This window comes from Agromyces sp. NPDC058484, from assembly GCF_042720415.1.
In the GTDB taxonomy this organism is placed as follows: Bacteria; Actinomycetota; Actinomycetes; order Actinomycetales; family Microbacteriaceae; genus Agromyces.
The window spans coordinates 211,729-222,372 of record NZ_JBHXMP010000002.1 but is presented as its reverse complement, the minus strand read 5'-3'; the positions used below and the strand labels follow the sequence as shown (position 1 = coordinate 222,372).

Genomic DNA, 10,644 nt, shown 5'->3' with positions numbered 1-10,644 from the left:
TCAAAGGAATCCCACCCCCACCAAAAGGCAGAGGACAGGGTTCAAAAATTGGCATTGAACATAGTGCACGCTGTTGAGTTCTCAAGAAACGGACAACCCCCGGTTCGGCGCCCCTCGAGGCACCTCATCCGAGGCTGTTTCGATCGTCCCATCCGGTCATCCCGAAGGAGGTGTCCGATTGCTTCAAGCCAGTCGAAGAGGTTCTCTTCGAGGGCTTGGAATCGTTCCGCTTGAGGCCGAGCAGCTCTTCCGCTTCTCTCGCGCCTTTGGGGCAACGAGTTATTACATTACGTGGATTGCGGGGGTCGCGCAACTCAGTGCTGCATCCCGGGCGTGTCGCGCCGAAACACGCGGTTCCGGGGATGGCGAAGGGCCCCGATCCGCCACCGAGGTGGAAGGATCGAGGCCCTTTGCCGTGGCATCCGCCGGCTACTCGACGAAGATGCCCGCGAGGGTCTTCTTGCCCCGACGGAGCACGGCCATGCCGCCGCGCGGCACGCGTCCTTCGAGGGTCGCCGTCTGGTCGTCGATCCGCACGTTGTCGAGCGAGACACCACCCTGGGCGATGGCGCGCCGGCCCTCGCTCTGGCTGGAGACGAGGCCGGTGTCGGCGAGGAGTTGAGCGATGGGGGCATCCGGGGACGTCGTGGTGTTCGGCAGCTCGCGGAGGGCCGCCTCGAGAGTGTCGGGATCGAGAGCGGTGAGGTCGCCCTGCCCGAAGAGCGCCTGTGAAGCGGCGATGACGGCATGTGTGGCATTCGGCCCGTGCACCAGTGTGGTGACCTCGTGGGCGAGCACGCGCTGCGCCTCTCGACGGAACGGCTCTCGCTCGACCAGCCCGGCGAGCCGTTCGATCTCGGCGCGATCGAGGAATGTGAACACCTTGAGCCGCGACACCACGTCGGCATCGTCGGTGTTGAGCCAGAACTGGTAGAAGCGGTAGGGGCTGCACATCGCGGCATCCAGCCAGATCGCGTTGCCCTCGCTCTTGCCGAACTTCGTGCCGTCGGAGTTCGTGATCAGCGGGGTGCCGATTGCGTGGACGCTCCGGCCCTCGACCTTGTGGATGAGGTCGGTGCCGCTGATGAGGTTGCCCCACTGGTCGCTGCCGCCGGTCTCGAGCACGCAGCCGTACTGACGGTAGAGCTCGAGGTAGTCGAAGCCCTGCAGGATCTGGTAGCTGAACTCGGTGTAGCTGATGCCGGCATCGGAGTTCAGGCGCGACGCCACCGCATCCTTCTTCAGCATCGTGCCGACGCGGTAGTGCTTGCCGATGTCGCGGAGGAAGTCGATTGCGGACAGGGCGGCGGTCCAGTCGAGGTTGTTGACCATCCGCACGGCGTTGTCGCCCTCACTCGAGAGGAATCGGCTCACCTGCCCGCGAAGGTAGCCGACCCATTCCGCGACGGTCTCCTTCGTGTTCAGCGTGCGCTCGGCGGTGGGTCGCGGATCGCCGATGAGGCCGGTCGACCCGCCGACGAGGCCGAGCGGCCTGTGCCCCGCGAGCTGCAGGCGCCGCATCGTGAGGATCTGCACCAGGTTGCCGAGGTGCAGGCTCGGGGCCGTGGGGTCGAAGCCGCAGTAGTACGTGATCGGCTCGCCCGCGAGGAGCTCCTTCAGCGCGGCTTGGTCGGTCGACACGTGCACGAGGCCGCGCCAGACGAGTTCCTCCCAGATGTCCTCGAAGGAGGCGTCGGTCTTCTGTGTTGCGAGGATCACGGGGTCTGACACGCCAGTAAGGTTATCAGCGGAAGAGTTATGGATTCATCATTAATGCATGGCTGGTTAATGCTGTATACTTACATCGCCATGGATGAATGAACCTCCGTGAAGGGAGGCACGATGATCGTCGTCACCGCCGATCAAGTCGCCAGTCGCACGCGCGCCGATCTCGCCGGAGCCGAACGCGACCGCATCCAGCGTGATCATGGCGAACGGCTCCTCCTTCCGGTCGCGCGTAACGCCGGCGACGAGATCCAGCTGCTCACGACGGATGGGCGGACCGTGGTCGATGTCGTCTTCGAATTGACTCGCGACGGTTCATGGAGTGTCGGAGTCGGCTGCGGCCCCGTGCGAGAACCGCTCCCCGCCGATATCCGCGAAGCGAGCGGCGACGCGTTCTTCGCCGCCAGGGATGCGGTCGAGCGCGCGAAGAAGAGCTCGCCACGACTCGCGATCCAGGCTGGAGCCACCGATGCCACCGACGTCGAATCCCTCTTCAGGTTGGCACTCATCCTGCGGGAGCGGCGGTCGGATCAAGGCTGGGAGGTCTACGACCGCATCGTCGCCGGAGCCCTGCAGTCGGACATCGCCGATGAGCTGGGTGTGAGCGCACCGGCCATCAGCTCACGCATGAAGTCGGCGAACATCCGCGCTGAACTCGACGCCGTGCCGGCGCTCGCTAGGCTGCTGGAGAATCTGGACGCCTCGACGGGAGCCCATTCATGAACCTCTTCGTGATCGCAGATGTCGTCAGCTGGTCGGCGCTCATGGTGTCGCTCACGGCGGCGACCGTGCTCTCGATCCTCGCATTCCTCAAGCCGCGCAGCACGTACCTGTGGTTTGCAGCGGGCACCCTGAGCGTCGCGCTGATTGCCGCGGCGACGATCTCCGGGCCCTCGGGCATGGGCTTCGCACCCCTGGTCACCATTCTCGGCTTCACCGCGGCCGTATTCGGCGGCAGCCCGGCCGCGTCGACCGCTCTCGACCTCGCCATGCGGGGCAGTGTCGCACCCGGAATCCACGGCGGCATCATCGTGACCGAACGGCTGTCGGCCGAGGAACAGCGGATGGGCGTCGTCACCCCCGCCCGCCGCGAGGTGCTCCGCGGGGGGCTCACGATCGGCGTCCTCGAGCGCATCGCATCGGCCGGGGCGATCATCGCGGGCTTTCCCGAGGCGCTCGCGATCGTCGTCGCCGTGAAGGGCGTCGGCCGATTCACCGAGCTCGAGGCGCCCGAGTCGCGCGAACGCTTCATCATCGGCACGTTCGCGAGCCTCATCTGGGCATGTGCGGCCGCACTCGTCGTGCACCTCGCGCTGCGATGAGCGGCAGGCCGTGCGTCAGTCGTGCGAGCGGGCGTGACGCCGGTACGGTGACACGGCCGAGTCGCCGGGCAGCCAGAACCGCCACGGGAACGCGGCTCCACCGCCGGCCCCGCTCACACCCGTGCGCGGACCGCTCGCGAAGTGGAGGGGCGAGGCCGGCACCTCGAGCGAGAACGGCGGCGCGAGCAGATCCGAACCCCCGGCCGACAGGGGCACGCCGAGCGCAACCGCGAGCCGCGCCGGCCCACGCGCGAGATCGCGATCGGATGCCCCGGGCCGTCGACTGCGGGCGAGCTCGATGCCGTCGACGACGCTCGCACCGCGAAGAAGGCATCCGGCGGATTCGCCGCGTCGTCCTGCCACGATGTTCAGGCACGTGTGCATGCCGTACGTGAAGTAGGTGTAGAGATGGGCGGCCTCGCCGAACATGACGGCGTTGCGCCGTGTCATGCCGCGGAACGCATGCGATCCGGGATCGACGCCGACCCCACGGTACGCCTCGACTTCCGCGATCCGGATCGCGACGCGCCCCGCATCGGTCGTGTACGAGAGCACCGCGCCGAGCAGCAGCGGCCCGAGCTCGACGGGGTCTCGCGCGAAGTACTCGCGCGAGACGGTGATGAGTCCGGCCGGCATCCGCTCGGTCAGTGATCGTCGGGTCGACTGGCCCTGCGCTCGCCCGACGAAGGCAGGCCCGCGACGAGATGCCGCACGCGGTCGGTGAGCCGTGCGAACTGCTCATCGACGCGCACGGGCGCTGTGCCGCCGATGCCGTCGCGGCTCGCAACCGACCCCTCGACGGTGAGCACGCCGCGCACTTCCGGAGTGAGGTGAGGCGAGATCGCCGCGAGCGCGACGTCGTCGACGGCGTCGAGCTCCAGCCCGTGCTCCTCGGCGTAGCGCACCAGCGAACCGGTGATCTCGTGGGCGTCGCGGAACGGCACCCGCCGTTTGACGAGCCACTCCGCGACATCCGTCGCGAGCGAGAAGCCGGCGGGGGCGAGCTCGACCATGCGCTCGGTGTGGAAGGTGAGCGTCGCGACCATGCCCGTGAACGCCGGCAGCAGCACCTCGAGGGTCTCGACCGAGTCGAAGACCGGCTCCTTGTCCTCCTGCAGGTCGCGGTTGTACGCGAGGGGCAGCGCCTTGAGGGTGGCGAGCAGGCCGGTGAGGTTGCCGATGAGCCGTCCCGACTTGCCGCGTGCGAGCTCGGCGATGTCGGGGTTCTTCTTCTGCGGCATGATCGACGAGCCGGTCGAGTAGCCGTCGTCGAGGGTGACGAAGCCGAACTCCCGGGTGTTCCAGAGGATGATCTCCTCCGCGATGCGCGACAGGTCGATGCCGATCATCGCGGCGACGAACGCGAACTCCGCGACGACGTCGCGGCTCGCGGTGCCGTCGATCGAGTTCTCGGCGGGGCTCGCGAGACCGAGGTCGCGGGCGACGGATGCCGCATCGAGGCCGAGCGTCGACCCGGCAAGCGCTCCCCCGCCGTAGGGCGAGACATCCGCTCGCCTCGTCCAGTCGACGAGTCGCTCGAGGTCGCGGGAGAGCGCCCAGCCGTGTGCAAGCAAGTGGTGGGCGAGCAGCACGGGTTGAGCGTGCTGCAGGTGCGTGCGGCCCGGCATGATGGCGGCGCGATGCGCATCGGCCTGCGCGGCGAGCGCATCGATGAGGTGCACGAGCTGCTGGCCGATCGCTGCCGCGTGGTCCTTCAGGTAGAGGCGCACCAGGGTGGCGATCTGGTCGTTTCGGCTGCGCCCGGCGCGGAGCTTGCCGCCGAGTTCGGGTCCGACGACGCCGATGAGCGCCGCCTCGAGCGCGCCGTGCACGTCTTCGTCGGCGTCACCGGCGACGATCGCGCCGGAGTCGATCCGGGTCTCGAGCGTGTCGAGTCCGTGGAGCATTTCGGCGAGCTCGGTCTCGCTCAGGTAGCCGGCCGCTGCGAGCGCCCGGGCGTGCGCGCGGGAGCCGGCCAGGTCGTACGGGGCGAGCTGCCAGTCGAAGTGCGTGGACTTCGAGAGCCGCTGCAGTTCCGGCGACGGGCCGGAGGCGAAGCGGGCGCCCCACAGCGCGCCCTCGTTCGTGCCGTGATCCCCGGCGCCTGGTGCGTCGCCCATCACGCGTCCTTCCGCTCGAGCAGCCACACGAGCAGCGCCTTCTGGGCGTGCAGGCGGTTCTCGGCCTCGTCCCAGATGATCGACTGTTCGCCGTCGATCACGTCGGCGGTGACCTCGTACCCCCGGTCAGCGGGCAGGCAATGCATGAAGACGGCATCGGATGCCGCGAGCGACATCAGCTCGGCGTCGACCTGGTATGCGCCGAACGTCGCGACGCGGTGCGCCTTCTCGTCCTCCTTGCCCATCGACACCCAGGTGTCGGTGACCACGACGTCGGCGCCGGCGACGGCCTCCGCGGCATCCGTGTAGAGCGACACCGAGCCCCCGGTGCCCACGGCGATGCGGTCGGCGTCGGCGACGACGGGTGCCGCGGGCGCGAACTCCTCGGGCGAGGCGATACGCACGTGCATGCCCGCGGTGACGCCCGCGAGCGCATAGGACTGCGCCATGTTCGACGCGCCATCGCCGAGGAAGGTCACAGTGAGGCCCGCGAGCTCGCCCTTGTGCTCGCGGATGGTGAGGAGGTCGGCCAGCAGCTGGCACGGATGGAAGTCGTCGGAGAGGGCGTTCACGACCGGCACCGTGGTGCCGGCAGCCATCTCCTCGAGCCCGGCCTGACCGTACGTGCGCCAGACGATCGCAGACACCATGCGCTCGAGCACACGCGCCGTGTCGGAGGGCGTCTCCTTGCCGCCGAGCTGGCTCGACGCCGTCGAGATGATGAGCGGCGACCCGCCGAGGTCGGCGATGCCGACCGCGAACGACACGCGGGTGCGGGTCGACGACTTGTCGAAGATCACGGCGACGGTCTGCGGACCGGCGAGCGGCTTCAGCGCCCAACGGTCCTGCTTCAGGCGGATCGCGAGGTCGAGGATCTCGGCCTGCTCGGCCGCGGTGATGTCGTCGTCGCGGAGGAAGTGGCGGGTCATGCGGTTCCGTTCGGTGTGTCTCGGGTCGCGGTCACGGGTGGATGTCACGGGTGGATGTCACGGGTGGATGTCACATCCTGGCGGCGACCGCGTCGAGCGCTCGGGTGAAACGCTCGGCGAACTCGTCGACGTCGGCGTCGTCGATGATGAGCGGCGGGGCGATGCGGATGGTCGAGTCGTTCGCGGCATTGACGATGAGGCCGGCGCGTATGGCCTCGTCGACGAGCGCGCCCGCGACCGGCTCGGTGAGGCCGATGCCGATGAGGAGTCCCCGACCGCGAGCGCCGGCCACGAGCGGCGAGTCGAGCTCCTCGACGCGGGCGCGGATCTGTCGCCCGCGCAGGGCCGCATTCTCGACGAGGCCGGCCCGTTCGATCTCGCCGAGCACCGCGTTCGCGACCGCCGTCGCAAGCGGGTTGCCTCCGAAGGTCGAGCCGTGCTGCCCCTTCGTGTAGAGCGACGACGCATGCCCGAACGTCACCAGGCCGCCGATCGGAAACCCGCCGCCGATGCCCTTCGCGACCGTGATCGCGTCAGGCGTGATGCCGGCGTGCTGGAACGCGAACCAGTCTCCGGTGCGGCCGGCGCCCGTCTGGATCTCGTCGACGACGAGGAGGGCACCGTGCTTGTGCGTGAGCGCCCGCGCGGCCACGAGGAACCCGTCGGGCAGTTCCACGACCCCGGCCTCGCCCTGGATCGGTTCGACGAAGAGCGCGGCGACCCCGTCGTCGACGGATGCCTCGAGCGCCTCGATCGTGGCGTCGATGTGCTCGACGCCCCCGGGGAGCGGCTCGAACGCCTCCCGCATGTGCGGCTTGCCGGTGAGCGCGAGCGAGCCCATCGTGCGGCCGTGGAATGCGTCGACGAGCGCGAGCACGCGCGTGCGGGCGCCGCCCGAGTTGTTCAGGCGGGCGAGCTTGAACGCCGCCTCGTTGGCCTCGGCTCCGGAGTTGCCGAACCACGCCCGCCCCTCGTCGCCCGCGCCGGCGAGTCGGGTGATGCGCTCGGCGAGTTCGAGTGCGGGCTCGGTCATGAAGTAGTTCGAGACGTGCGCGAGGCGCGCCGCCTGCGTCGTGACCGCGTCGACGAACACGGGGTGCGCGTGCCCCAGGGAGTTGACGGCGATGCCCGCCAGGAAGTCGAGGTACTCGTTGCCCTCGTCGTCCCAGACCCGGGCTCCGAGCCCGCGCTCGAGCTTTGCGAGGGGCATCCCCAGCGAACGCATGATGCGGCGGTCGACGCGGGCCCTCCAGCCGTCGAGGTCGGTCATGCGGGCACCACCTCGGTGCCGATGCCCGACTGCGTGAAGACCTCGAGGAGGATCGAATGCGGGATGCGGCCGTCGATGATCGCGGCCTTCGCGACCCCGCCCTCCACGGCCTCGAGGCACGCGGTCATCTTCGGGATCATGCCCGACTCGAGGCGCGGGAGCAACGCGATGAGCTCGGGCACACCGATCACCGAGACGAGCGAGTCGCGGTTCGGCCAGTCGCGGTAGAGCCCCGCGACATCCGTGAGGATCACGAGCTTCGCGGCCCCGAGCGCGACGGCGAGGGATGCCGCAGCCGAATCGGCGTTCACGTTGAGGGGCTGGCCCGGCGTGTCGCCGTCGGGTGCGATCGAGGAGACCACGGGGATGCGCCCTGCCTCGAGCTCGGCGCGCACGGCCGCAGGGTCGACCGCCACGACATCGCCCACGAGGCCGAGATCGACCTCGACGCCGTCGACGATCGCGCCGCGGCGGCGACCCGTGAAGAGTCCCGCGTCCTCTCCCGACAGTCCCGACGCGAGCGGCCCGTGCTCGTTGATGAGCGAGACGAGCTCACGGTTCACCTGGCCCGACAGCACCATGCGCACGACGTCCATCGTCTCGGGGGTGGTCACCCGATACCCGCCGCGGAACTCGCTCTCGATGCCGAGCCGGGCGAGCATCGCCGAGATCTGCGGTCCGCCGCCGTGCACCACGACCGGCTTGATACCGGCGTAGCGCAGATAGACCATGTCCTCGGCGAACGCGCGCTGCAACTCGGGGCTCACCATCGCGTTGCCGCCGAACTTCACCACGATCGTCTCGCCGTGGAAGCGCTTCAGCCACGGCAGCGAGTCGATGAGCACCTGCGCTTTCGCGGACGCTGAAGCGGGGTCGTCCGCGGCATCCGTCGCCCCGTTTCCTGAACTCGTCGAAGGATCTGCCATGCTCAACTCGCGTACGCGCTGTTCTCATGCACGTAGTCGTGCGTGAGATCGTTCGTCAGGATCGTGGCGGATGCCTCGCCCGCGTGCAGCTCGATGAGCACGTGCGTGGCGCGCGGCGTCAGGTCGACCAGGTCGCGCGGCGCATCGGGCCGGCCGGCGTGGCAGACGCGCACCCCGTTCATCGAGACGTCGACGAGGTACGGGTCGAACGGCGCCTGCGTGGTGCCGATCGCGGCGAGCACGCGGCCCCAGTTCGGATCGTTGCCGAAGATCGCCGCCTTGAAGAGATTGTTGCGGGCGACCGAGCGGCCCACCTCGACCGCGTCGTCTTCGCTGACCGCTCCGCGCACTTCGATCGTGATGTCGTGGCTCGCGCCCTCGGCGTCCTCCTGGAGCCGGCGCGCGAGCGAGCGGCAGGCCTCGGTGACGGATGCCGCGAACGCGACGGCATCCGGCGTGATGCCCGAGGCGCCCGACGCCATGAGGGTGACCTGGTCGTTGGTCGACATGCACCCGTCGGAGTCGAGTCGGTCGAACGTCACGCGGGTCGCAGCGCGGAGCGCGGCGTCGAGCGCCTCGGCCGGCACGTCGGCGTCGGTGGTGAGCACGACGAGCATCGTCGCGAGGCCGGGTGCGAGCATGCCGGCACCCTTCGCGATGCCGCCCACGCGCCATCCGTCGCCCTCGACGACGACCGTCTTCGGATGCGTGTCGGTGGTCATGATCGCGCGCGCCGCGTCGTCGCCCCCCTCGGCCGAGAGGCGCGCGGCGGCCGAGAGCACGCCCTCCTGCACCACCTCGCCATCGAGCTGCTCGCCGATGAGCCCTGTGGAGCAGACGAGCACGTCGCCGGACGAGATGCCGAGCGCGGCCGCCGCAGCCTCCGCGGTCTGATGCGTCACCTGGAAGCCCTCGGGGCCCGTGAAGCAATTGGCGCCGCCGGAGTTCAGCACGACCGCCCCGACCTGCCCGTCGGCGATGACCTGCTGCGACCAGAGGATCGGGTTCGCCTTCGCACGATTCGACGTGAACACGGCGGCGGCGGCGTTCGACGGTCCGCGATTCACGATGAGGGCGAGGTCGAGCGCGCCCGAGCGCTTGATGCCCGCGGCGATGCCGGCCGCTTCGAAGCCGGTCGGGGCGGTGACGGTCACGGTGCGACTCCGTTCACGGGAAGGCCGGTGGACTCGGCGAGACCGAGCGCGATGTTCGCCGACTGGATGGCCGCTCCGGCTGTGCCCTTCACGAGGTTGTCGACGGCGGTGACCACCACGACCCGGCCGGCGGCCTCGTCGACCGCGACGCCCATGAGCGCCGTGTTCGCGCCGAGCACGTCGGCCGTGCGCGGGAACTGCCCGGCCGGGAGGACCTGCACGAAGCGCTCGCCCGCATACGCGTCTTCCCACGCCGCACGCACTGCCGCGGCATCCGTGCCGGGAACGATACGAGCCGTCGATGTCGCGAGGATGCCGCGGGACATCGGCACGATGACGGGGGTGAACGAGATCGTCGGCTCGGCCGCACCCGCCCATCGCAGCGCCTGCGCGATCTCGGGGATGTGCCGGTGCACGCCGCCGACCGAGTACGGATTCGCAGAGCCCAGGATCTCGCTGCCGAGCAGGTGCGCCTTCAGGCTCTTGCCGGCGCCCGATGGCCCGACGGCGAGCATCGAGACGAGGTCGCGGCTCTCGATGACGCCCGCGCGGATGCCGGGTGCGAGTGACAGCGCGACCGTGGAGGCGTTGCAGCCGGGCGCGGCGATGCGGCGCGATCGCGTGAGGCGATCGCGCTGGGTTCCCGAGAGACGCGGCAGTTCGGGAACGCCATAGCTCCACGCCCCGTGGTGGTCTCCGCCGTAGAACGCGGCCCAGTCGGCAGCATCCTCGAGGCGGTGGTCGGCACCGCAGTCGACCACGAGCGTGTCGGGGTCGAGCTCGGCGGCGACGGCCCCGGATGCCCCGTGCGGAAGCGCGAGGAACACGAGGTCGTGACCGGCCAGCGTGGCCGCCGACGTCTCCTGCAGCGTGAGATGCGTGTACGTGCGCAGGTGCGGCTGCACGGCGACGAGCGGCTGGCCGGCGTTCGCGTGCGCCGTCACGGTGCGCACCTCGAAGTCGGGATGGTCTGCGAGGAGGCGCAGGATCTCTCCCCCGGCATAGCCGGACGCGCCGGAAACGGCGACGGAGTACGTCATGGATCCACCTTAGGGTCTGAGCGATCGGGGCGAAGTTCCGGCGACGCCCACGACGGCCCGACTAGGCCTCGGCAGGAGTCGCCGGGATTCGGCGCGCGTCACGACGTCGGCCGCCGGACTCGACGACACGCGAGCAACGTGCGGAGACGGCGGACCGG

Annotated in this window: 10 protein-coding genes; 2 read left to right on the top strand and 8 right to left on the bottom strand. The window is 69.7% G+C overall.

Features of this window, described 5'->3' with window-relative positions; all coding sequences use genetic code 11:
• Positions 1-429 precede the first annotated feature (429 nt).
• Positions 430-1,731, bottom strand: a complete 1,302-nt coding sequence (gene tyrS, locus ACFWN7_RS03535) for a tyrosine--tRNA ligase (RefSeq protein WP_376937328.1) — start codon at positions 1,729-1,731, stop codon at positions 430-432.
• A 111-nt stretch (positions 1,732-1,842) separates the two neighbouring features.
• On the opposite strand from tyrS, the gene ACFWN7_RS03530 reads away from it, so the two are divergent.
• Positions 1,843-2,448: a DNA-binding protein gene (locus tag ACFWN7_RS03530; RefSeq protein ID WP_376937327.1), complete on the top strand. Its 606-nt coding sequence runs from the start codon at positions 1,843-1,845 to the stop codon at positions 2,446-2,448.
• Complete coding sequence (locus ACFWN7_RS03525) at positions 2,445-3,047, top strand: hypothetical protein (RefSeq protein WP_376937326.1); 603 nt, start codon at positions 2,445-2,447, stop codon at positions 3,045-3,047. Before ACFWN7_RS03530 ends, ACFWN7_RS03525 begins: the two co-directional genes overlap by 4 nt.
• Before the next feature lie 15 nt (positions 3,048-3,062).
• Here ACFWN7_RS03525 and ACFWN7_RS03520 read toward each other — a convergent pair whose 3' ends face one another.
• From ACFWN7_RS03520 to argC, 7 genes are all read right to left on the bottom strand, one after another.
• Positions 3,063-3,683 carry a DNA-3-methyladenine glycosylase gene (locus ACFWN7_RS03520; protein WP_376937325.1) on the bottom strand — a complete coding sequence of 207 codons (621 nt, stop codon included), beginning with the start codon at positions 3,681-3,683 and terminating at the stop codon, positions 3,063-3,065.
• A gap of 8 nt (positions 3,684-3,691) precedes the next feature.
• Positions 3,692-5,167, bottom strand: coding sequence for an argininosuccinate lyase (gene argH / locus ACFWN7_RS03515; protein ID WP_376937324.1), 1,476 nt, complete (start codon positions 5,165-5,167; stop codon positions 3,692-3,694).
• Entirely contained in the window at positions 5,167-6,096 is a 930-nt protein-coding gene (gene argF, locus ACFWN7_RS03510) for an ornithine carbamoyltransferase (RefSeq protein ID WP_376937323.1), read from the bottom strand. Before argF ends, argH begins: the two co-directional genes overlap by 1 nt.
• Before the next feature lie 70 nt (positions 6,097-6,166).
• Positions 6,167-7,366 carry an acetylornithine transaminase gene (locus ACFWN7_RS03505; protein ID WP_376937322.1) on the bottom strand — a complete coding sequence of 400 codons (1,200 nt, stop codon included), beginning with the start codon at positions 7,364-7,366 and terminating at the stop codon, positions 6,167-6,169.
• Positions 7,363-8,292: an acetylglutamate kinase gene (argB, locus tag ACFWN7_RS03500; RefSeq protein WP_376937321.1), complete on the bottom strand. Its 930-nt coding sequence runs from the start codon at positions 8,290-8,292 to the stop codon at positions 7,363-7,365. The genes ACFWN7_RS03505 and argB overlap by 4 nt, the downstream gene beginning before the upstream one ends.
• A gap of 2 nt (positions 8,293-8,294) precedes the next feature.
• The gene (gene argJ / locus ACFWN7_RS03495) at positions 8,295-9,446 is read right to left on the bottom strand and encodes a bifunctional glutamate N-acetyltransferase/amino-acid acetyltransferase ArgJ (RefSeq protein WP_376937320.1); all 1,152 of its coding nucleotides are present in this window, start codon (positions 9,444-9,446) and stop codon (positions 8,295-8,297) included.
• Positions 9,443-10,486 (bottom strand): N-acetyl-gamma-glutamyl-phosphate reductase, encoded by a 1,044-nt coding sequence (gene argC / locus ACFWN7_RS03490; RefSeq protein WP_376937319.1) that lies wholly within the window; start codon positions 10,484-10,486, stop codon positions 9,443-9,445. The genes argJ and argC overlap by 4 nt, the downstream gene beginning before the upstream one ends.
• Positions 10,487-10,644: the final 158 nt, after the last annotated feature.